The organism is Rhizobium sp. S152, assembly GCF_030380735.1.
GTDB lineage: Bacteria > Pseudomonadota > Alphaproteobacteria > Rhizobiales > Rhizobiaceae > Rhizobium.
The window spans coordinates 543568-563668 of the sequence record NZ_JAUDRZ010000002.1 but is presented as its reverse complement, the minus strand read 5'-3'; the positions used below and the strand labels follow the sequence as shown (position 1 = coordinate 563668).

Below are 20101 nucleotides of genomic sequence, written 5' to 3'. Positions count from 1 at the left end.
CGGCAATTTTTCCCAATCGATAGAAGTTAAAAAGTACGATACATCAATGCGTTAGATATCCCAAACAGAATTGATGAAGTCACTGGTCGCATACCCACGAGGCGCTGGCCTTTTAAGGGTATACCAACGGCTCACGTGGCAACGTCTATGGTGCACATGTCAGAACAACAACTGAACTTTCATCGACTTGTTTCGGTCGCCGGCGGTTTCGAATGCGGCGACTGCATCCTCTAGCGGGAAGGTTCCGGTCAGAAGCGGCTTGAGGTTGACACGGCGCTTGTTGATCAGCGCGACGGCCAGGCCGAATTCCTCATGAAAGCGGAACGTCCCTTTCATCTCAATTTCCTTTGAGACGACCATGTTCTGCGGAATGGAGACATCGCCGCCAAGGCCGAGTTGGACCAGAGTAGACCGCGGCCGTAGGGCTTCAAGGCCCGAGCGCACCGCACGCTCATTGCCCGACGCTTCGAACTGCACGTCGAAATAGCCCTTGTTGGCCGAATAGGCCGACAGCTCGTCCGGATTGTCGGCGACATTGATCACGCGGTCGGCGCCGATCTCCAGCGCCTTGTTGAGAACCGTATCCATCACGTCGGTGGCGACGATTTCGCGGGCACCATGGGCGCGGGCTGCGATGATCGCGAGCGCACCGATCGGCCCGCAGCCTGTCACCAGAACCCGCTTGTCGGTCAGGGGGCCGGCGCGGTTGACGCCGTGCAGAGTGACTGCGAAGGGCTCGGCCATCGCCGCCTCGTTGATCGAGACGCCCTCGGCGACCTTGTGGCACTGATAGGCTTTGGCCACCAGACGCTGGCGGAACGCGCCCTGGATGTGCGGCATTGGCATGGCCGAACCGTAGAAGCGCATGTTCAGGCAATGGTTCTGCTGGCCCTTGAGGCAATAGTCGCAGGCATTGCAGGGCCGCGACGGCGACACGGCGACACGGTCGCCAACAGCAAGATCGGAAACGCCTTCGCCCGGCGCCGTGCCAAGCGAGACGATCGTCCCGGCCACTTCATGGCCAAGGATCATAGGCTCGCGCACGCGCACCGTGCCAAAGCCACCATGGTTGTAATAATGCAGGTCGGAACCGCAGATGCCGCCGGCCTCGATGGCGACCTCGACCTGTCCTGGCTGAAGCGCTTCGACTTCGCGTTCCTCGATCCGAAGATCCTTGGCGGCGTGGATGACGACGGCTTTCATCGGGATCTCCTTACAACACCGGGGTCGGCAGGGGCTGGCCGGCAAAGTGGCAGGCGAGATTGTCGCGCACCAGCTTGCCCATTGCCTTGCGGGTTTCGATCGTGCCCGATGCATGGTGCGGCTGCACCAGAACATTATCGAGCGTCAGAAAACGCGGGTTGAGCTTCGGCTCGCCTTCGAACACGTCGAGTGCGGCCGAGCCAAGCTTGCCGCTTTCGAGCGCGTCGAGAAGCGCATCCTCATCGATATTCGACGCCCTCGAGATATTGATCAACATGCCTTCCGGACCAAGTGCCTCGATCACCGGCTTCGACACGATATGGCGTGTCACAGCGGAGGCGGCGAGCGTTACAAACAGGAAGTCGGAGCGGTCTGCCAGTTCGACCGGATCAGCGATGAAGGTCATGTCCTTGGCGAAATCCTTGGCCGACACGTCGCTATAGCCGATGTCCATGTCGAAGCCCTTGAGACGCTTGGCGACTTCGAAGCCAATGCGGCCGAGGCCGAGAACACCGGCCTTGCGGCCCCAGACGCGACGCTTCAGCGGATAGAGACCCTTGGCCGCCCAGCTGCCGTCCTTGACCCAGGTTTCCGCGCCGATCATGCCACGCGACTGCACCAGCATCATGCCAATGCCGAGATCGGCGACATCGTTGGTCAGGACATCTGGCGTGTTGGTGACGCGGATGCGCCGGGCGCGAGCCGCATCCAGATCGACCGCATCGTAACCGACACCATAGACCGAGATTATTTCCAGCTTCGGCAACTGGCCGATGAGATCGGCCGAGGCGCCCAGCTCGCCGCGCGTGGCAATGCCGCGGATATCGGCGCCACGCTGCGCGAGAAACGCCTCGCGATCGGGGGCTTCATAAAGCTTGTGTACTTCAAACTGCGCTTCCAATTCGACCATATCCCATTCCGGATAGGGTCCGATCATCAGGATGTTCGGCTTGCTCATGGTTTCCTCCATTTGTTTTGTATCCGGTCTCAAGGACCGTTTGGCGACGCCAGATATTCGAGCGCCGAGCAGACGATCGCCTCCAGCGGTTGATTGATCTCGATCGCAACGACCCGGTCCTCTGCGTGAGGAGGTTCAAGCGTCGCGAGTTGGCTGTCGAGGAGCGACAACGGCATGTAGTCGTGACTGCGCGCGGCCATCCGTGCGGCCAGGACGTCGCGGTCGCCATGCAGAAAGATGAAGACCACAGGCCTGCCGGCCAGCGCCCGAAGCCGATCGCGATATGACCGCTTCAGCGCCGAACAGGACACGACGACATTGCCATCGGCACCCAGCGCCCGACCGAGCGCATCGAGCCAGGGCCAGCGATCGGCATCGTCCAGTGGTGAGCCTGCCCGCATCTTTTCGACATTCGCCGCGGGATGAAGGCTGTCACCTTCGATGAAATCGGCGCCGATGCGGCGGGCAAGGCCGTCCCCCACCGAGGTTTTACCGCAGCCCGAGACGCCCATGACTACAACAGGCCCGACCAATGCCACCGGATCAAAGGCTGATTGTGATACCGCCGTCGACATAAAGCGTGTGTCCATTCACAAAAGATGAGGCTCGGGACGACAGGAAGACGGCTGCGCCGACCAGTTCCTCGACATTGCCCCAGCGACCGGCGGGCGTGCGTTTTTCCAGCCACGCGGTAAATTCCGGATTGTCGACCAGCGCCTGATTGAGCGGCGTCCTGAAGTAGCCGGGCGCCAATGCGTTGATTTGCAGACCGTATTTCGCCCAATCGGTCGCCATGCCACGGGTCAGATTTTTCACCGCGCCCTTGGTCGCGGTGTAAGGCGCGATCCCGGGACGGGCGAGTTCGCTCTGCACCGATGCGATGTTCACGACTTTTCCGCGGCCGCGGCCTATCATGTGTTTGGCGACCGCCTGCCCGACATAGAAGGCGCTGGAGATATTGGTCTTCAGCAACTGCTCCCAACGATCCGCCGGGAACTCTTCCAGTGGACTGCGAAACTGCATCCCGGCATTGTTGACTAGGATATCGATTGGACCAAGATCGCTTTCGATCGCATCGACGCCGCGCTTGACCGCGTCGGCATCCGTCACATCGAAGTCACTGGCCGAAACCCGGGCGCCGGCGCCCGCCAGCTCGCGCATCGCGGCGTCAAGCTTGCCGCGATCGCGGCCATTCAGCACCACCTCGGCACCGTGCTCGGCGAGCCCGCGCGCAAGCGCGAGCCCGATCCCCTGCGACGAACCCGTGACGAGCGCTCGCAGACCTGTAAGGTCGAAAAGCGGGAACGTCATTGCACTCACGCCTGTGCCACGAGATCGTGGATCGCGGCGCTGGTGACGCGGTGATAAACCTTGCCCTCGAACATGGTCAGGAGATGCTGCGTCTGTTCGCGCGACTGGAAGCGTGCATCGCATGCCATGGCGCGCTCAAGCGCTGCCTGGTCCGGATAGGTGATGGCAAGAAGCAGGGGCATGGAGGGCGCGCCCTCGTCGCGTTCGAGCTCGCGGCAGACGGAAACGCTCACTGCACCGTCAAATTTTGTCCATAGTGGCGTCAGCGTGGTCTCTACGAAATCGTAGAACTCTTCCTGTTTGCCGGCTTTAATCGTTCCGACGAATTCGGCGTAGCGGATCAGCATGTCATTCCTCCTTTAGGCCTTCGGGCCGTCGTAAAACTTCATCAGCGCGGCATTGTCGGCCGCGCCAAGCCCTGCGGACACCATCAGCCGATGGATCTCCATGCAAAGCGACGTCATGGGCATCGCGGTGCCTGTGTGGACGGCCAGCGACTGCACGGCGGAAAGGTCCTTGACCATGTTGTCGATGCGGCCGGTCGGCGAGTAATCGTTGCGCGCCATCTTGCCCATGAACTCCTGCAGGATCGCGCTGTCGGCGCGCCCGCCGCTCAGCGCCGCGGGGATCCGCTGCGCATCGACACCGGAGTCGATCGCCAGTTTGGTGGCTTCGGCCACGGCAACGAAATTGAGCGCACACAGGACCTGATTGATCAGCTTCGTCGTCTGGCCAGCGCCGCTTGGGCCCATCAGGGTCAGGTTCTGGCAAAGGTCGTCGAGGATCGGCTTTGCCTCGGCGAAATCGGAGGGATTGCCACCGGCCATAACCGTCAACTTGCCTTCGTAAGCCTTTGGCGCCCCGCCGGAGAGCGGGCAATCCAACCACTTCAGGCCCGCCGCTGCGGCATCCGCGCTGAATTGCCTGGTCAGGATCGGGTCGATCGATGACATGTCGATCATCACCGTTCCGGCTGCAGCACCTTTGACGACGCCGGTAGCCCCGAACACAGCGTCGCGAACGATCGCTGCGGAATTGAGGCTGAGAACCACGGCGTTTGAACGCGACGCCGCCTCCGATGCGGACGCGGCTGCCTCCGCGCCTTGGGCCGTCATCTGCGCTACCTTGGACGGATCGACGTCAAAGGCGATGACGGTATGACCGGTTTTCAGAAGACGTGAGCCAATCGCGTGACCCATGACGCCACAACCGATCAGTGCGATTCTCTCTTTTTTTGACACCGCTGTTCCTCTCCTCCCGACCGGGGGCTCCATGTGATAGGCAAAATGCGTTTTGTGGCGGTCAGCCGATCTCTGATCTGAGGAAGGCTTGCAGCTCGGGCGTTCTGGGATTTGTGAAAAATTCGGCGGAGGGCCCTTCCTCGTGGATGATGCCGTCCTTCATGAAAATCGTGCGGTTGGCGACGCGGCGCGCGAATCCCATTTCATGGGTCACGAGCAGCATGGTCATGCCCTGGCGCGCTAGATCCTCTATGACGGCGAGCACTTCGCCGGTGAGTTCCGGATCAAGAGCCGAGGTCACCTCGTCGAACAACAAGACCTTGGGGCGCATGGCAAGCGAGCGAGCGATTGCCACGCGCTGCTGCTGGCCGCCCGAAAGCATGTCCGGATAGGCATCGAAGCGATCGCCGAGCCCAACCATGGACAGGCAGCGCTGCGCTTCGTCCCGCGCGGCGACCTTGGTCTCACCTTTCACCTGAACGGGGGCAAGCATGATGTTTTCGCCTGCCGTCAGATGCGGGAAGAGATTGTAGCTTTGGAAAACGATGCCGACGTCGCGCCGGAGTTCCCGCAGGGCCGCCGGCTTGCGTGACATGGCATGACCTGCGATCTGGATGAGGCCGCTGTCAACCGTCTCCAGCCCGTTGAGACAACGCAGGAACGTGCTCTTGCCGGAGCCGCTCCGCCCGATCAACGCGATAACCTCGCCGGCCTCGACATTCAGGGAAACGCCCTTGAGCACTTCGAGCGGCCCAAAGCTCTTGCGGATATTATTTGCGACTACGACAGACATGTTTACCTCTCGATGGAAATGCGAGGGCAGCGGCATAGGCTGCCCTCTGCGGCCATTGGGGTCAGAAGGACGGCAGTTCAGGCATCGGCGTCTTCATCCACTTTTCGTAGATCTGGCCGAACTCGCCGCTCTGCTTGTGGACGAAGAGAACCGTGTTCAGCCAGTGCAGGAGGTCCGGATCGCCCCGACGCAGGCCCACGCCATAAAAGCTCTGCAGATAGGTCGTCTTTTCCTCGAACTTGTCGGGATAGCGCTCCTGCAGCTGCGCGCCGATATAGTTTACGGTCCCGATCGCATCCACCTGACCGGCGACGAGCGCGTTCAGCGTCGTGCTGTCATCGTCGAAGCGGATCAGCTCCATTCCAGGAATATTGGCTGCCGACAGCACTTTCTCATGCGCAGTTCCACGCGGCACACCGACCTTCTTCCCCTTCAGGTCTGCGAGGCTCTTAATCTCGGTGCCCTTCGGCGCGATGATCACCGACTTATGGCCACCATAGGGGTTGGAAAAGGCGACCGACAGCGCGCGCTCGGTGTAGATGCCGAAGCTTGCGACGACGAAGTCGACCTTGCCTGTCTGCAGCGACGGAATGCGGCTCTGGCCGGTGACCGGCACGAGTTCCAGCTGGACGCCTAGATCCTTGGCGAGCAGCTTGGCGACATCGACGTCGAGACCATCAGGCTGCATTTCGGCGTTCGTGATGCCGAAGGGCGGGACCGAGAGATCAACGCCGATCATGACCTTCTTGCGGGCGATGATTTCGTCGAGAGAGGCGGCGGAGGCCGCAGTGGCGCCCAGAGCGATGGCGAGACCGATCAGGGGCATGAATAGGGATTTCAGGCGCATGTTGTATCCTCTCAGTTTTGGGTTCCGGTTATGATCAGCGACCTTCTTCGTGTCGTTGATGATGAGGTGGTTCAGGCGCGGGCTCCCCGCTTTGCGGCGCGGCTCTCGAGCCAGAGGCTGAGCTGGGTGAGCGGGAAACACACAGCGAAATAAAAGGCGGCTACGGCCAGGAAGGATTTCAGTGGCTCGAATGTCGCATTGCTGACGAGCTGGCCGGCACGGGTAATCTCGACGAAGCCGATGATGGAGGCGATCGAGGTTTGTTTGATAATCTGCACGAGAAAGCCGACGGTCGAGGGCATTGCCAGCCGGATGGCCTGCGGTGCAATCACATAGCGAAGGACCTTGTAGGGGTGCAGTGCCAAGGCGTCCGCACTTTCCCACTGCGCTTTCGGAATTGCCCGAAGCGCGCTTTCCCATATGGCGCCGAGAAACGCGCTGGAATTGATGGTCAGTGCCACGGCGGCAGCTGCAATCGCGCTGACTTCGAAGCCGAAGAGTGATGGGGCGTAGTAGCAGATGAACATCAAGATAAGCAGCGGCAGACCCTGGACGAACTGCATATAGGCGGAGGTCGCGACGCGCAGAGCCTTTGAAGACGAGATGCGCATCACGGCGAGCGCGATGCCGACCAGGCCCCCGCCCACGAAAGCGATGACAGTCAGCGTCAATGTCCAGCGCAGCGCGTAAAAGATGAAGAGGAATTCCGGCGAGCCAAAAGTACGCATGTCAGATCCCCCGGAAAAGATTGCGGCGCGAGCGGCGGAAGATCAGCAACCCGGCAAGGTTCAGGATGGCGCGGAAGACGAAATTCATCAGGACGTAAACCGCGGCAATCACGAGATAGACCTCCATCGTGCGGAAGGTTTCCGAACTGGCGATCATCGCAGCCCCTGTCAGATCTTCGACGCCGATCGCCGACACGAGACTGGTAGACAGCATGAGCAGCACGCATTGCGACACGACGGGCGTGAACACCTTCTCGAGCGCCGGCGGCAGGATGACGAAGCGAAGCGTCTGGAAATAGGTCATCCCGAGGCTCTCGGCCGCCTCAACCTGGCTGCGATGCGTCGACTGGATGCCGCCGCGGACGATCTCCGCGATATAGCCGCCATTGTTGAGAACCAGCGCGATGAAGACCGACGTCAATGGCGACATCCGCACGCCGAGATTCGGAAGTCCGAAGAAGATCACAAAGATCTGCACCAGAAGCGGCGTGTTGCGCATCGCCTCCACGTAGCACCGGACGAGAAAACGCGGCAAAAAGCCCGGTAAGGTGGAGGCGACGGCACAGCCGACGCCCAGGGCAATGCCCCCGAAAATTCCCACGAACGCCAGCAGCATCGTTAGCCAAAAGCCGCTGATGAACTGCGGTAGGTAGTTTACCAGTGGGCCGAATTGGAAGGTGTAATCCATGCTAACCTCGGCTTTCGCGCCTTACAGTTACAGTCGTCACTCGATCCCGAGCGGTCGCACGCGGATATTCTTGCCCGCTTGCGCGATCGTATCGGGATGGCAAAGATCGAGCGCTGCCGCGACCAGCCACCAGGTGTGGTCGGCCTGCCGGATGATGAAGCACTCGGTGCTATGGCCGATCTGACCGAACTCCATTGCGTGGCCCATGCAGATATGGCCGATTTCGTCGGGAAGTCCGACGGAAAGGCAGACATGTGCGCCATAGGCGGAATGACGGTAGGTCGGGTCGCCGTAGCGATCGCCGCGCTCGGCCGAGCGCTTCAGCTTGACCGGATCGAATTCCCAAGTCTTGCCGATGTCGTGGCAAAGACCGCCGGCCAGAATGATGTCGCGATCGACCTTGGCCTCGGGATAGGTAGCCTTGAATTCTTCATAGATCGACAGAGCCAGACGGGTGACGCCGCGCAGATGCGCATCCTGAGTGCCGCGCTTCAGCGAAAAGATGTTCGGGCTGCCCTCGCCCTGAATGTCGGTGACGCGATCGAAGGACGAGCGTTCGAGAGCGAACACCCAGGCGTCGATAACCTTTTCGCGCAATTCGGCTGACGCGATATCCGCAATCTCTGGCAGATCTTCGAGGATATGCGCGCGGGAAATGGTTTTGTACATTTTTTGACCACCTAGCTGAACTGCTTATTGAGTGAGCTTATGAGTGATTGAATTCAAAATCCAATTAGGATATTGCCGGGTATCGATCGAATTTTTCTATAGGTTGACATGGCTCTCAGCTTTTCGGCGGTCGAGGCATTCTACTGGGCCTCCCAATTGCGCAGCTTCAATGCTGCGGCGGAGAAGCTGAGCATCACCCAGCCGACCGTGTCCTACCGCATCAAGGAATTGGAAGAACAACTCGGCGTACCGCTGTTCATCAGGCAGAAGCGTCAGCTGCAGTTGACCAGCGAAGGCGAGGCTCTCAAACACTACGCCGAGGCCATGATCGGCATTGCCCGGGACATCGAATCCAACATCAAGACACGAAATACCCGCTTGCCGACGCTCAGAGTGGGTGTGATGGACAGTTTCGCCGTCGTGTGCCTGCCGGCACTGCTGGACGAACTCGACGGCCGCTTTGCCGAGACCCGCGTTGCAGCCACCGTCGACACGAGCCACAATCTTGCCCGGCAGCTTTCCGAAGGGCTCCTAGACATCGCCGTCCTTTCGACACCACCGGAGCATGACAATGTCGCGTTGGAACTGCTTGGCCGTCAGACGGTAGAGTGGTTTGCAAGCCCCAAGCTCGAGATGCCGCGCGAATTCGTCTCAGATGCGATGCTTCTCCGACAGAGAATATTCTCAACCCCCGCTCCATCCAATCTCCACACTTTGACGACCAATGCCCTGAGCGGGAACCGCGAGCTTGGCCTTCGCCTCAACGTCTGCAACAGCCTTGGCGCCATCCTCAATCTCGTCGAGGCGGGCACGGGCATCAGCATCCTGCCAAGCAGACTGCTACTTACCCAGCTAAAAGCAGGCACGGTGCATTTGTTACGGACCCACTCCCGCCTACCCATGCAGGATGTGTTCATCGGGACCAACAAGGGCGCGGTCGTGCGAGCCTTGCCGCAAGTGGCGCAAATGATCCGTAAGGTTAGCGTGGATGTCGCTTTTTGCGGCTGAGCCACGGCGCTTTGGCGCCATAGGCGCGGCCGTTACTTCCCGTAGGCCGAGTACCGTAGACACGCTCGATTACGTAGAGAGTTAAATCGAAGCGATCGGATATCGAAAAAACTTATCAAAAAGTCGTTTCTACTTCGTTTTCCGGCAGACCCGTCCACTTGGTGTGAACCGTCTGCTTTGAGCTGATGCTGGCGTAAGAGCTCAAAGGTCTTGATGGGAATCGAACCGGAGCTCCGTGCCTTGAAAACGCTACAAGCTTGAAACGCAGTTACTTCGGACCCGGCGCCTTTATCCATTATAGGGCGTTGTAGGCGAGCTTCATATCTTCCGCTGTATCGAGATGGTAAGACTCTAAGCTCGTTCACCGCAGATACTGCCCCTTCATAGCGCATTTCTTGCGCACGAATGAGAGGGAACAACGAGATGAAGAAACGGACGACGAGAGATTTCATTGGAGCAATCTTTCATGGCTCCCTATTAGCAAGTTTTCTTATCGGATTTGCTGTGACAACCGGCTCTGCACAATCGCAGGATGGCGCTTGCAAACGGTCACAGATCGATCTTGGGGATGGAAAGGTCATCAATGGGAATTGCGAAAAGCTCAAGATCGCGTTTTTAACAGCAGCGACCAACAACACCCATCTCCAAGCCGGTATCAAGGGCGCGCAGGACGCCGCCAAGGAGATCGGCGCAACAATCGACGTCTTCGATCCGAACTGGAGCCCGACCGTTCAGTACAATCAGGCCCAGAATGTCATCTCAAGCGGAAAGTACAACGCAATCGTTGCGGAAATGAACGACGGCAATCAGGCGTGCAAGATCCTGACCGAAGACGCTCCAAAGGCTGGTGTTCTCGTCGCCGTCGCCAACCTCCCTTTGTGCAATCGCGCAAGCAAAGAGGGCGACGAACTCTGGTCGCCCGGCACGCTGAATTTCGTTGGCGGCTCGCAGGGTCGAGAAGCATTCCGCGACTGGATCATGTCGATCGCGGCGGCCAATCCCGGCCCCCAGAAGGTTGCCGTGCTGACAGGGCCAGACCTGAATGCCAACACGATCAACACCGAGCTTGCACTGAAGGACGTCCAGGAGAAATATCCGGACTTCAAGATCGCCGCCGTGGTCAAGACTGATTACTCGGTTTTGCAGGGCAACCAGAAGACCTTGCCGCTGTTTCAGGCCAATCCGGATCTGACGATCTTCATCTCCAACTATTCCGATATGACACGCGGCGCCGTTCAGGCCGCGCGTCAGGTAGGTCTCGCTGGCAAGATGAAGATCTACGACAATGGCGGCAACATCTGGTCATTCCAGGCGGTTCGCGACGGCCTGATCCACAGCACGCGCACCCTGCTGCCCTACACGGAAATGTATGAGGCGGTCAAAGCGCTCGGACAGGCCTGGAACGGCGAAAAGACGCCGCGCTTCGTTCCGCTTGCCGCCTATAATATCGACAAGGACAGCGTGTCGAAATACGAGCCCCAATACTGATGCCCGACAGGCCGGCCAAACGGTCGGCCTGTCATCGTCCCAACGACTTGCGACGCAGCCAGGGCGGCAGCACGAAGGCGGATTGTCCGTAGGGTGCCGGCGACAGAATGCGCTGCTCGCCGTTCTGGATCTGATAGATCAGATGCGCCTGGCTGATCGAAGGATCGCCCGACGTGTCGGGGTAGGACTGCGCGCACTGGCCGACATTGTCGAAGAAGTAAGCACCGTTGACGCCGCGGTGAATGACAGAACGGATTTCGGGTATCACCCGATCGAAGGCGCGAGGGTTATTGGCGCGGGTCCAGGCGGTCGCGAGGATATTCACCCTGTCATAGGCAAGCCCGGCATGAGAGTGACCGGGCTTCTGGCCATGCATGCGCTCATAGCGCTCGGCAAACCCCATCGCCAGCTGATCGGAATAAAGCCCGGTCGTGGTTGCCCAGATCACGCCCTCGGCGCTATGTCCCAGCTGCTGGCGATAGGCAGGAATCGAGGGCCCGTAGAGCGTATAGACAAGCGCGTTGGCGGGACGACTTAGGAAATGCTGCAGGAACGAGATGTTCTCCTCCGGAAAGTAATAGGCAAGGAAGATCGCGGCCGGATCGCTCAGATGCAGCTTGTCCATGACGCCGTTCCAGTCAATGTTGCGAAATGGCAGATCCTCCAGCAGATCGATCTTGAAGCCGGCCTTGCGGGCCATCCGCTCCAGTGTCATGAAGCCGATATCCATGCGCGACCAGCGTGGCTGGATGACCACGACACGGCGTGAATGCGGGATCCATTTGCGGCTCTTTTCCAGTTCCGACAGAAACTGAATGAAGCGTGGGCCGTAGTTGACGTCGCTCGGGCAAAGCTGGAACACGTTGCGAAGCCGGTGGCGATCCTGCCGTACGCGATCGACCATTGCCTCCATCGTCGCACAGTGGAGGTAGGGCGCGCCGTAATCCGCCAGCACGTCCTGCACGCTCTCCTCGGCGCAGCTGTAGCCGGAGGTGATCGCATCGACTTCCGCATCGATCAGCGACTTCACTGCTCTGACGACATCGACCTCATCACCGACATCGCACTCCGCGATCTTGAGCTCGATGCGGCGGCCGCCGACACCGCCGCGACGGTTGATTTCGTCCACGGCCAGTCGCGCGCCGTTCAGCATCTCATAGGCATCTGCGGAAGCAAGTCCCTGCGTCGACAGCGGCGTGCCGATCAGGATCGGCCGCCGGTCGAGCGACGTCGCCACGAAGGACCGGACCGTGTCGCGCGGCAGAGCCATTCGGCTGTCCACCAAACCCGCCGTCAACGGCATCAGGTTGCGACCTCCACCCGGTGTTGGCAATCGCAGCAGCCCAAGGTCCGTCGCAAGCGTCGCCGCCCCGGTGCGGCTGACCTGACCGAGTTTGACGAGAATGCGCTCATTGTGGGTGGTTACGGTCCGCTGGCTGGTTTCGAGGCAGGCCGCGATATCCTGATTGGACAGTCCCCCGGCAATTAGGGTCAGAACATCGAGTTCGCGCAGCGTCAGGCCGAAGGGTGAATCGATCGACTTGACGATAAGGTTGCTGCGCCGCTCGCCGGAGGCGGTTACGTCGAGCTCTATACGCACCGCGAACCAGCGCTTGTCATTGTCTATCCAAACGAAGCGCACGAGATCGCGACCACTCCCCACCAATCCGGCGGCGAAGTCCTTGAATTCCGGATGTGCGGCAAAGAAGCGATTGGCGCTTTCGCTTTCTGTCGTGTCGATCAGACCGTCACCGCTGATCGATGCACGAAAGTAATCGCTTGTCTCGACGGTGGGACGGGCTGCAGCGCCGCTTTTTTGAACGGTCAGTCTCACACTCATGCCACGCTCCGATCACCGCATCATTTCGCCTGTCCGACAGCAGGCTCACCCACCGCGTCGGTAGGTTTACGTATTTCGCCTCATCACCGTTTTCTCCACCTTCCGCAGACCGGCCGAGTATTCGGTTAATCGGTACCAAGACAAAAATGCACGCCAAAGATGCATTATTCTCCAGAGCGGAAAGTTAACATGATGGAAGCTTCAAGCACAATTGTATCCAGGCGAGATTCCTCGGGTTCCCAATTCAGGTCGCCCGCCAAGATCTTGTCCAGCGCGACCAATGGCATTTCGCAATTCATTTCCAGCCACGGAACGAGTGCCCATGAACTCCTTTGGTCGGTCGGCATGCACGAGGCCGACACGCGCAAGGAACACGAAATTCTAGACCTTGGTGCCTATTGCCAGTTGCTTGAAGCCGCGTCATGCAAGACTCGCAACGACAATTTCGGCCTCCACTACGGCCGCGACTTCACCCCAGACCGGCTCGGCCTCATCGGCGAAATCGCCGTCTCCTCGCCAACCCTTGCCGATGCGCTCGGCAATCTGGTCAAATACTTTCCCTATCACCAGCAGAATACGCTGGTCGCGTTGCAGCGACGCGGTGAGTTCTGGCATCTCGAATATCGCATTCTCGACGGATTGATCCTGCAACGCCGCCAGGATGCCGAGTTGACGATGGGAATGTATCTCAACATCGTTCGCCGCGTGGTCAACGCCAATTGGTCGCCGGACGAGGTCCATTTCGAGCATCCGCGACCGGAAAAATGGCGCGAGCATGAGACCGTGTTCAACGCTCCGGTCTATTTCAACATGAAGACCAATGCCCTTGTGTTTCGCGAGAAGTCGATCAACCGACCTGCGTGCGGCTGGGAAAATGGTCGGATGCAGGCATTGTGCGATGCGCTGATGCAATTGACCGGCGGCACCGGAACGCTCGGGCTGAACAGGCGCGTGGTCGGAGAAATCCGCGCCCAGCTCCCCTCCGGCTACCCGCATATCGAGGACGTGGCGGAAGCATTGAAGATGACTCGCTGGACATTGCAGCGACGGCTGGCAGCCGAAGGACAGGTCTTTTCCACGCTCGTTGAGGAGACACGCCGACGCCTGGCGCTCCTCTATCTCGGGCAGACGCACCTCACGATCAACGATATTGCCAGCATACTCGGCTACTCGGAGCTCAGCGCCTTCAGCCGGGCCTGCGTCCGATGGTTCGACGCCGCGCCCTCCAAGATGCGGGCTGCAAGCCTGGCTGTGGTCGCGGCAGGACGTTTAGCACCGCAGCTGAACTGAGTGTTCAAATGTCAACCGCCGAACGCAATCCATGGTTACAATCGCTATCAACGAGAATCCGTCGCGACGGGAGTGGAAATGAAACTGCAAGGTAAATTGGCGCTTGTCACAGGCGCCTATCGCGGCATCGGCAAGGCTTGCGCGGAAGCGCTTGCCAGGGAGGGCGCGCGTGTCATTGCCACCGATGTATCCGCACAAGGCCCAGGCTATGAGGGCGACGTTCTTTATCACCAGTGCGATGTCGGCTCGCAGGCCGACTGGGAGCGGATCGGTGAAGCAATCGACGCCGAAGGCGGCAAGATCGACATCCTGGTCAATGCAGCCGGCGTCGCACCGACGAAGAGCGGCGTACACGACGTGACGATGGAAGACTGGGATTTCATCCTGAGGGTGAACCAGACAGGCGTCATGCTTGGCATGCGCATGGCGACGGCGCGAATGCTTGGCAAGGGGCCGCTTTCCATCGTCAACATCTCGTCCATCTGGGGACAGGTCGCCGGCACGGGACAGATCGCCTATCACGCCAGCAAGGGCGCTGTCATCAACATGACCCGCAACGTAGCGGTCACCTACGCCAGGCAGGGCATTCGCGCCAACGTGATCCTGCCCGGCCTCATCGACACGGAAATGGTGCGCGCCCAGAAACCCGAAATGAACGCGGTAACGCTCGCGCTGACGCCGATGGGCCGCATCGGACACCCCAACGAAATCGCCGAAGGCGTTGTTTACCTTGCCGGCGACACCTCCTCTTTCGTGACTGGCGCCGTCCTGCCGATCGATGGCGGGTTCACCGCACAATAGGAAATTCCATGACCAGAAATACCGATCATCAACCGCTTGCCGGCCGCACCGCGCTGGTCACAGGCGCCGCCCGAGGCATCGGCGCGGCGATAGCCCAGCGGCTCGCCAGCGACGGCGCCTTCGTCTATCTCGGCGACATCCTTGAGGGCGAAGGTGAGGAAACGGCGGCAAACCTCGAAGGCTCCGGCGCGTTTCAATCGCTTGATGTAACCTCCGAAGCGCAATGGGCCGCCATGATGGAGCGCATCGCGCGCGATGTCGGCCGCCTGGATATCCTCGTCAACAATGCCGGTATCTACGGCCCCGCCTCCTTGCAGGACGAGACGGCGGATGGCTTCCGCCGCATGTTCGAAATCAACCAGTTCTCGATCTTCTGGGGCATGAAATGCGCGGTGCCGCTGATGTCGCTGGGCGGCTCGATCATCAACCTCTCGTCGATCGGAGGCATGGTGGGTTACAAGGGGACATTTGCCTATGCCGGCGCCAAGTGGGCGGTTCGCGGCATGACCCGGTCGGCGGCGCGCGAGCTCGCTCCGCTGAAGATTCGCGTCAACACCGTTTGCCCGGGCGTCATCGATACACCGATGTTTTACGAAAACGACCCCGCCCAGCTGGATCATTTCCTAGAGTCGGTGCCGCTGGGTTCTCTTGGCATGCCCAAGGACATCGCATCGGCCATCGCCTATCTAGCCTCGGATGAATCACGCTACGTCACCGGGTCCGATATCCTCGTCGATGGCGGTATGCTCGCCTGATCTCCCCCGAGGATCGACAGGCACCAGGACCTGTCGCTTGCCCCTTGAACCCCTGTTCAAGGGGCTTTTTTGTATGCGTGGATATGCAGATTTAGAGAATGCGTTGGAACAAAAAAGAGCGGCCGCAACGGACCGCTCCCTCATAGCGCTTGGCGGCTGCTTTATCCGGCTGGCGCAAGCCGGATCCGCTGCTCGGTCGCCAGATCAACCCGCGCCTTCGAATAAAGGAGGGGAACGAACTCGCCGCGCGACCACTTCTCGGCCAGGTCGCCGTAGTGTGTCGACATCGGATTGCCAGACTGCCCGGGCGCGTTGATGCACACGCTGTTGTCCCATTCTCCGACATCGACAACCACACGGACAGAGGCCCCGAGCGTCACCCGGTAATCCGATGTGCGATAGGATGCATTCATCGGACTGGAATCACTCCCGCCCTTCTCCAGGGGGCCGACATCACCAGACGGACGCGATACTCCCGCGAATACATTGCTCGTGGCATGAATGAAGTGCGCCCGATGCACCGTGCCCCACCGCCACGCGGCGGGATCGGTGCCGAGCAGCGCGCGGCATTCCGCCAGAGCCGTTTCCAGCGTGGAGGCAAGAAGTTGGTCGCGAGCCGATACCGGGGACTTGCCCAGCCGGTGATCCGGCTTTTCGAGCAGAGCAAGGACGCTTGCTGGATCACCCGGCAGAAGCAGCGCGCGGATCGCCGGGTCGTCCGTCACCAGCTGCGCCAGGCCGGGGCGGAGGTGCTTGCTCCACCAGATCTCAAACAGCGCCGCGCTGGCGCTGTCGGCTGCGATCCGGTGGTCCCACTCGGCAAAGATTGCTTGAGCCTCTTCAATGGCAGGCCCGGCGGGCGCATCCATCTTTTGCAGAACCGCCACCAGTCTTCGGGCCGCGAGCGACGTACTGTCGGCCTGCAACGCAGCCGAGCCATCGACGCTGTGGTTCCTATCGGCGGACAAGACTTCCACGATGCGGTCGGCTCGGGAACGCTCAAGCCATTCGTAGCCGATCTGCCTTGCCTGATGATCCCAATCATCAGGAAGGTTGGGTTCGTTGGCCGTGGACAGGAACCCGGCCTGCGGATTACAGACGGCGGGTAGTTCCGAGGCAGGGAAATAGCCGTCCCATTCATATCGCCCGTCACCTGGAACCGGCAGAAGGCCGTCCCAATTGGGGCGCACCGGGCTGAAACCGGCGACTACCCAACCGATCGTCCCTTCCTTGTCGGCATAGACCTGGTTCGTAGCCGGTACGCCCCACCGGCCCATCGTTTCACGAAAATCCGAGAACCGCTTCGTGCGCATCGACGCGATCGAAGCGAAATAGGGAGCAGTGCCCGGATCGAACCACACCGAGCGGATCGCGTAAGCGCGATTACGCGCTGCGTCATCGAAGACGACCGGGCCGTGACGCGTGAAGCGCAGTGTCAGCGTGGTCGATGTGCCGTCCTTGAGAGGCACCTCCTCTGCGACGACCACCATGCGTTCCCAGCCATCGCCATGGCGATAGAGGTCCGGATCGTCGGGCGAAACGTCATAGACGTAGACATCTTCCTGATCGTGCCCAAAAAACAGCGTCAGGCCAAAGGCGCTGGTGCCGTTATGCCCGATACAGATGCCGGGCAGGCAGGGTTCACCGGCACCGATGACATCGAATTCCGGGCAGGTCAGATGAACCAAATAGCGCAATGAAGGCACGGCATGGGTGCGATGCGGATCGTTGGCGAGGATCGGCCGGCCGCTTTCGGTACGACTTCCATGAACGACCCAATTATTTGAGCCCTGTGCGGCGGCATCGCGAACGACATCACCTGTGGCGGCAACCTTGCGCCAGAGACCGGCCTCATCCAACCGTGCCGAAAGCCGCGCCTCCTCGAAGGTTACGGCAGCGAGCGCGAGCTTGAAGACGTCGGTGACCGCAAGCGGGATTTCGTCAAGCGCAAGACCTTCGGCGACGATGGGATCCTTGGCGGGGACCAGAGCTTGGCGCAATTCATCGACGCCGGCATCCGCGCGGCTCATGACATTGGCGCGAATGACTTCCGACAACGCATTGCGCATCAGGGAATGACTGCGGATGCGCACGACATCCTGCGCCTGCCAGCGGGCAGGTTTAGTGCCGAACAGAGAAAATTCCGGCGGCAGTTCGGCCTCGCCCCGATTGACCAGATCGACATAGGCGTTAATGCCTGCGACAAAGGCGGTTGCGATCTCCTCGGCATCATTGCAATAGGCGTCCCATTCCGCCTGCATGTCACCACGGTATAGGAAAAGACGGGCAGCCCGGTCCTGTTCGAGATAACCCGGCCCGAAATCGGCGGCCAAGAGGCCGAGCCCACGCTTGCGCCAGAGATCGATCTGCCAAAGGCGATCGCGAGCGGCATTGTATCCCTGCGCAAAAAACAAGTCGCGTTTGCTGTTTGCACGGATGTGGGAGATTCCCCACTGGTCGATGGATATGGAAACCTCATCCGCGAGGCCGGAGAGAAGGATGGTATCTGGCATGGTCTTGTCGTCCCGGCCGTCGCGGCCAAATTCTGAATTGGAAACGGGAGGCGCCGTGTCCGGCGTCTCCCGTCTGATCTCGATTAGGATTCTGCGGTGTCTGCGGGCAGAGACGGTGTCTTGCCCTGCTTCCAATCCCTGACGTAGTCGTTCATTCTGGTGAAGCTCACGCCCGGCTTGTCCTTAACGTAATCGATGAACTGTTCGAGGATGAGCATGCGGTGACCGCGGCCGATCGTTTGCGGATGCATCGTCGCGATGAAGACGCCTTCGCCGATCCTGTCGTACAGGAAATCGAACTCGTCCTTCCACATCTGCAGAAAATCGCGCGGCGTGATCACGCCCTGATTGGTGCTGGACTTGCCGACCACATATTCGAACTGCGGGAAATCGTCGAGGTGCCATGCCACCGGCATTTCGACGAGATCAACCGGCTTGCCGAATACATACGGGCCGTCCTTGGTCCAGCTGTCCCCGATGCGGCACCAATAGGGCTGGAAATCGCTGCCCATCATGCTGCTTTCGTATTCGAAGCCATATTCGAGCAGCAACGGAACTGTCTGTGGGCTGTTGTCCCAAGCAGGCGAACGGTAACCGGTCGGGCGGATGCCGGCGACCTTTTCGAGCGCTTCAAAACCCTTTTCGAGGATCCAGCGCTCCTTGTCGACCGAGACGGAGGCTGGGTTTTCGTGCACCCAGCCATGGTGGCCGATCTCGTGTCCGGCAGCGGCAATAGCTTCGACCGTCTTAGGGAAGGCGTAGGCCGTGTGGCCGGGGATGTAGAAGGTCGCCGGGATTTTTTCAGCTTCGAGCGACGCCAGGATTCGGCGAGCACCGACCGGGCAGAACTCGCCGCGCGACAACATGCTCGGCGAATTGGAATCGAAGGTGCCGATCCAGAGCGAATAGGCATCGAAGTCAAAGGTAAGGGCGATTTTGACGTCTTTTTTCATATTGCTCACTCTTTCTTGCATTGCACAGTTACGTCCGCATCTTGCGGGCATAGATGTCGAGGGCGACCGCTGCAATCACGATCAGTCCCTTGGCCACAAGCTGGTAATTCGTGTTGATGGCCAGTGAATCGAAAACATTCGTCAGGGTCGCGATGATCAGCAGGCCGACGGCCGTGCGCCACAGGGCACCTTCCCCACCGAGAAGCGAGGTACCGCCGATAACGACGATGGCGATGGCATCGAGCGCCAGGCTGCCACCCATGTCTGCCTGTCCGACCCCGAGGCGCGACGACAGGATCATGCCACCCACACCGGAGCAGATCGCCGTCAGCACATAGGTGCTGGCGCGGTACAGATCGACGGGAATACCCGACAGACGGGCAGCTTCTTCGTTGCCGCCAAGGGCATAGATCGACCGACCATAAACGCTCTTGGACAGAATGGCGGCACCCACCGCGAAGGTAAGGAAAAGGATCCAGATCGAGATCGGCCATCCAAACCATGCCCCTGTTCCCAGATCCCCGAAGTTGAAATCATTGGGAACCTGCGGAGCCGAACTGGAGTAGATGTATGCAAGCCCTCCGAAGACCGAGCCGGAGCCGAGCGTGGCAACGAATGCATTGACCTTGAGGCGCGTGACCACGAGACCATTAATGATGCCGCAGACGGCGCTGACCGCGATCACCGATGCGGCAGCACCCCAGAGTCCGAAGGCATCCGCACGGTTTGCGAAGACGACTGCGCCGAGGGCGAAAATGGCCGCCACCGACAGGTCGAACCCGCCGCCGATGATAACGAATGTCATGCCCACGGCAACGATGCCGACCGGGGAAGACTGGCTGAGAATGTTCTGGATGTTCTGAAGTTCGAACACCCTCGGATACAGCACGGCACTGACAATGAGGAGCACCAGGAATGCCCATAGGACACCGTACTGGAGCATGACATCCCGGCTGAAGAGCCGTGCTCCCTTGATGGGTGCGGTGGTATTGATGGCGGAGTTCTGTGCGTTCAT

The 20101-nt window shown here is 60.0% G+C and carries 20 protein-coding genes; 5 read left to right on the top strand and 15 right to left on the bottom strand.

The window, feature by feature from the left end; translation table 11 throughout:
• Positions 1-159 precede the first annotated feature (159 nt).
• The 11 genes from QTL95_RS03870 to QTL95_RS03820 all read right to left on the bottom strand — a co-directional run bounded on the left by QTL95_RS03870 (position 160) and on the right by QTL95_RS03820 (position 8438).
• Positions 160-1203 carry an L-idonate 5-dehydrogenase gene (locus tag QTL95_RS03870; protein WP_289718637.1) on the bottom strand — a complete coding sequence of 348 codons (1044 nt, stop codon included), beginning with the start codon at positions 1201-1203 and terminating at the stop codon, positions 160-162.
• A 10-nt stretch (positions 1204-1213) separates the two neighbouring features.
• A complete protein-coding gene (locus QTL95_RS03865; protein ID WP_289718636.1) occupies positions 1214-2161 on the bottom strand; it encodes a 2-hydroxyacid dehydrogenase in 948 nt (315 codons plus the stop codon).
• Between the two features lie 29 nt (positions 2162-2190).
• Complete coding sequence (locus QTL95_RS03860; protein WP_289718635.1) at positions 2191-2736, bottom strand: gluconokinase; 546 nt, start codon at positions 2734-2736, stop codon at positions 2191-2193.
• The gene (locus QTL95_RS03855) at positions 2705-3472 is read right to left on the bottom strand and encodes an SDR family oxidoreductase (RefSeq protein ID WP_289718634.1); all 768 of its coding nucleotides are present in this window, start codon (positions 3470-3472) and stop codon (positions 2705-2707) included. The genes QTL95_RS03860 and QTL95_RS03855 overlap by 32 nt, the downstream gene beginning before the upstream one ends.
• A gap of 5 nt (positions 3473-3477) precedes the next feature.
• Positions 3478-3819: a hypothetical protein gene (locus QTL95_RS03850; RefSeq protein ID WP_220331162.1), complete on the bottom strand. Its 342-nt coding sequence runs from the start codon at positions 3817-3819 to the stop codon at positions 3478-3480.
• 12 nt (positions 3820-3831) lie between these two features.
• On the bottom strand, positions 3832-4713 hold the full coding sequence (locus QTL95_RS03845) for an NAD(P)-dependent oxidoreductase (RefSeq protein WP_289718633.1): 882 nt from the start codon (positions 4711-4713) through the stop codon (positions 3832-3834).
• Between the two features lie 61 nt (positions 4714-4774).
• Entirely contained in the window at positions 4775-5506 is a 732-nt protein-coding gene (locus QTL95_RS03840) for an amino acid ABC transporter ATP-binding protein (RefSeq protein ID WP_182590969.1), read from the bottom strand.
• A gap of 61 nt (positions 5507-5567) precedes the next feature.
• Positions 5568-6353 carry a transporter substrate-binding domain-containing protein gene (locus tag QTL95_RS03835; protein WP_289718632.1) on the bottom strand — a complete coding sequence of 262 codons (786 nt, stop codon included), beginning with the start codon at positions 6351-6353 and terminating at the stop codon, positions 5568-5570.
• A 71-nt stretch (positions 6354-6424) separates the two neighbouring features.
• Complete coding sequence (locus QTL95_RS03830; RefSeq protein WP_018901714.1) at positions 6425-7081, bottom strand: amino acid ABC transporter permease; 657 nt, start codon at positions 7079-7081, stop codon at positions 6425-6427.
• A 1-nt stretch (position 7082) separates the two neighbouring features.
• Positions 7083-7769: an amino acid ABC transporter permease gene (locus QTL95_RS03825; protein WP_289718631.1), complete on the bottom strand. Its 687-nt coding sequence runs from the start codon at positions 7767-7769 to the stop codon at positions 7083-7085.
• A gap of 36 nt (positions 7770-7805) precedes the next feature.
• Complete coding sequence (locus QTL95_RS03820) at positions 7806-8438, bottom strand: HD domain-containing protein (protein ID WP_289718630.1); 633 nt, start codon at positions 8436-8438, stop codon at positions 7806-7808.
• A gap of 108 nt (positions 8439-8546) precedes the next feature.
• Here QTL95_RS03820 and QTL95_RS03815 point away from each other — a divergent pair, with 108 nt between their 5' ends.
• Both QTL95_RS03815 and QTL95_RS03810 read left to right on the top strand, forming a co-directional pair.
• Complete coding sequence (locus tag QTL95_RS03815) at positions 8547-9446, top strand: LysR family transcriptional regulator (RefSeq protein WP_289718629.1); 900 nt, start codon at positions 8547-8549, stop codon at positions 9444-9446.
• A 504-nt stretch (positions 9447-9950) separates the two neighbouring features.
• Positions 9951-10934 carry a sugar ABC transporter substrate-binding protein gene (locus QTL95_RS03810; protein ID WP_289718628.1) on the top strand — a complete coding sequence of 328 codons (984 nt, stop codon included), beginning with the start codon at positions 9951-9953 and terminating at the stop codon, positions 10932-10934.
• 31 nt (positions 10935-10965) lie between these two features.
• On the opposite strand, the gene QTL95_RS03805 is transcribed toward QTL95_RS03810, so the two are convergent.
• The gene (locus QTL95_RS03805; protein ID WP_289718627.1) at positions 10966-12774 is read right to left on the bottom strand and encodes an ABC transporter substrate-binding protein; all 1809 of its coding nucleotides are present in this window, start codon (positions 12772-12774) and stop codon (positions 10966-10968) included.
• A 264-nt stretch (positions 12775-13038) separates the two neighbouring features.
• Between QTL95_RS03805 and qhpR the strand changes: the two genes are divergently transcribed.
• The 3 genes from qhpR (at position 13039) to QTL95_RS03790 (ending at position 15620) form a co-directional block, all read left to right on the top strand.
• Positions 13039-14064, top strand: a complete 1026-nt coding sequence (qhpR, locus tag QTL95_RS03800; RefSeq protein ID WP_289718626.1) for an AraC-like transcriptional regulator QhpR — start codon at positions 13039-13041, stop codon at positions 14062-14064.
• Between the two features lie 78 nt (positions 14065-14142).
• On the top strand, positions 14143-14865 hold the full coding sequence (locus QTL95_RS03795) for an SDR family NAD(P)-dependent oxidoreductase (protein WP_336622272.1): 723 nt from the start codon (positions 14143-14145) through the stop codon (positions 14863-14865).
• Between the two features lie 8 nt (positions 14866-14873).
• Positions 14874-15620, top strand: coding sequence for an SDR family NAD(P)-dependent oxidoreductase (locus tag QTL95_RS03790; RefSeq protein WP_289718624.1), 747 nt, complete (start codon positions 14874-14876; stop codon positions 15618-15620).
• Positions 15621-15781: 161 nt separating this feature from the next.
• On the opposite strand, the gene QTL95_RS03785 is transcribed toward QTL95_RS03790, so the two are convergent.
• The 3 genes from QTL95_RS03785 to QTL95_RS03775 all read right to left on the bottom strand — a co-directional run bounded on the left by QTL95_RS03785 (position 15782) and on the right by QTL95_RS03775 (position 20101).
• Positions 15782-18133 carry a penicillin acylase family protein gene (locus tag QTL95_RS03785; protein WP_289718623.1) on the bottom strand — a complete coding sequence of 784 codons (2352 nt, stop codon included), beginning with the start codon at positions 18131-18133 and terminating at the stop codon, positions 15782-15784.
• A gap of 83 nt (positions 18134-18216) precedes the next feature.
• Positions 18217-19086, bottom strand: a complete 870-nt coding sequence (locus QTL95_RS03780) for a polysaccharide deacetylase family protein (protein WP_289718622.1) — start codon at positions 19084-19086, stop codon at positions 18217-18219.
• 28 nt (positions 19087-19114) lie between these two features.
• Positions 19115-20101 (bottom strand): ABC transporter permease, encoded by a 987-nt coding sequence (locus QTL95_RS03775; RefSeq protein ID WP_289718621.1) that lies wholly within the window; start codon positions 20099-20101, stop codon positions 19115-19117.

Bases quoted from the DNA above. Each gene is read 5' to 3' on its own strand.
- QTL95_RS03790 (WP_289718624.1), top strand. From the start codon at position 14,874: ATGACCAGAAATACCGATCATCAACCGCTTGCCGGCCGCACCGCGCTG.
- QTL95_RS03840 (WP_182590969.1), bottom strand. From the start codon at position 5,506: ATGTCTGTCGTAGTCGCAAATAATATCCGCAAGAGCTTTGGGCCGCTC.
- QTL95_RS03855 (WP_289718634.1), bottom strand. From the start codon at position 3,472: ATGACGTTCCCGCTTTTCGACCTTACAGGTCTGCGAGCGCTCGTCACG.
- QTL95_RS03785 (WP_289718623.1), bottom strand. From the start codon at position 18,133: ATGCCAGATACCATCCTTCTCTCCGGCCTCGCGGATGAGGTTTCCATA.
- QTL95_RS03780 (WP_289718622.1), bottom strand. From the start codon at position 19,086: ATGAAAAAAGACGTCAAAATCGCCCTTACCTTTGACTTCGATGCCTAT.
- QTL95_RS03860 (WP_289718635.1), bottom strand. From the start codon at position 2,736: ATGTCGACGGCGGTATCACAATCAGCCTTTGATCCGGTGGCATTGGTC.
- QTL95_RS03850 (WP_220331162.1), bottom strand. From the start codon at position 3,819: ATGCTGATCCGCTACGCCGAATTCGTCGGAACGATTAAAGCCGGCAAA.
- QTL95_RS03795 (WP_336622272.1), top strand. From the start codon at position 14,143: ATGAAACTGCAAGGTAAATTGGCGCTTGTCACAGGCGCCTATCGCGGC.
- QTL95_RS03820 (WP_289718630.1), bottom strand. From the start codon at position 8,438: ATGTACAAAACCATTTCCCGCGCGCATATCCTCGAAGATCTGCCAGAG.
- QTL95_RS03825 (WP_289718631.1), bottom strand. From the start codon at position 7,769: ATGGATTACACCTTCCAATTCGGCCCACTGGTAAACTACCTACCGCAG.
- QTL95_RS03815 (WP_289718629.1), top strand. From the start codon at position 8,547: ATGGCTCTCAGCTTTTCGGCGGTCGAGGCATTCTACTGGGCCTCCCAA.
- QTL95_RS03805 (WP_289718627.1), bottom strand. From the start codon at position 12,774: ATGAGTGTGAGACTGACCGTTCAAAAAAGCGGCGCTGCAGCCCGTCCC.
- QTL95_RS03870 (WP_289718637.1), bottom strand. From the start codon at position 1,203: ATGAAAGCCGTCGTCATCCACGCCGCCAAGGATCTTCGGATCGAGGAA.
- QTL95_RS03830 (WP_018901714.1), bottom strand. From the start codon at position 7,081: ATGCGTACTTTTGGCTCGCCGGAATTCCTCTTCATCTTTTACGCGCTG.
- QTL95_RS03865 (WP_289718636.1), bottom strand. From the start codon at position 2,161: ATGAGCAAGCCGAACATCCTGATGATCGGACCCTATCCGGAATGGGAT.
- QTL95_RS03835 (WP_289718632.1), bottom strand. From the start codon at position 6,353: ATGCGCCTGAAATCCCTATTCATGCCCCTGATCGGTCTCGCCATCGCT.
- QTL95_RS03775 (WP_289718621.1), bottom strand. From the start codon at position 20,101: ATGAACGCACAGAACTCCGCCATCAATACCACCGCACCCATCAAGGGA.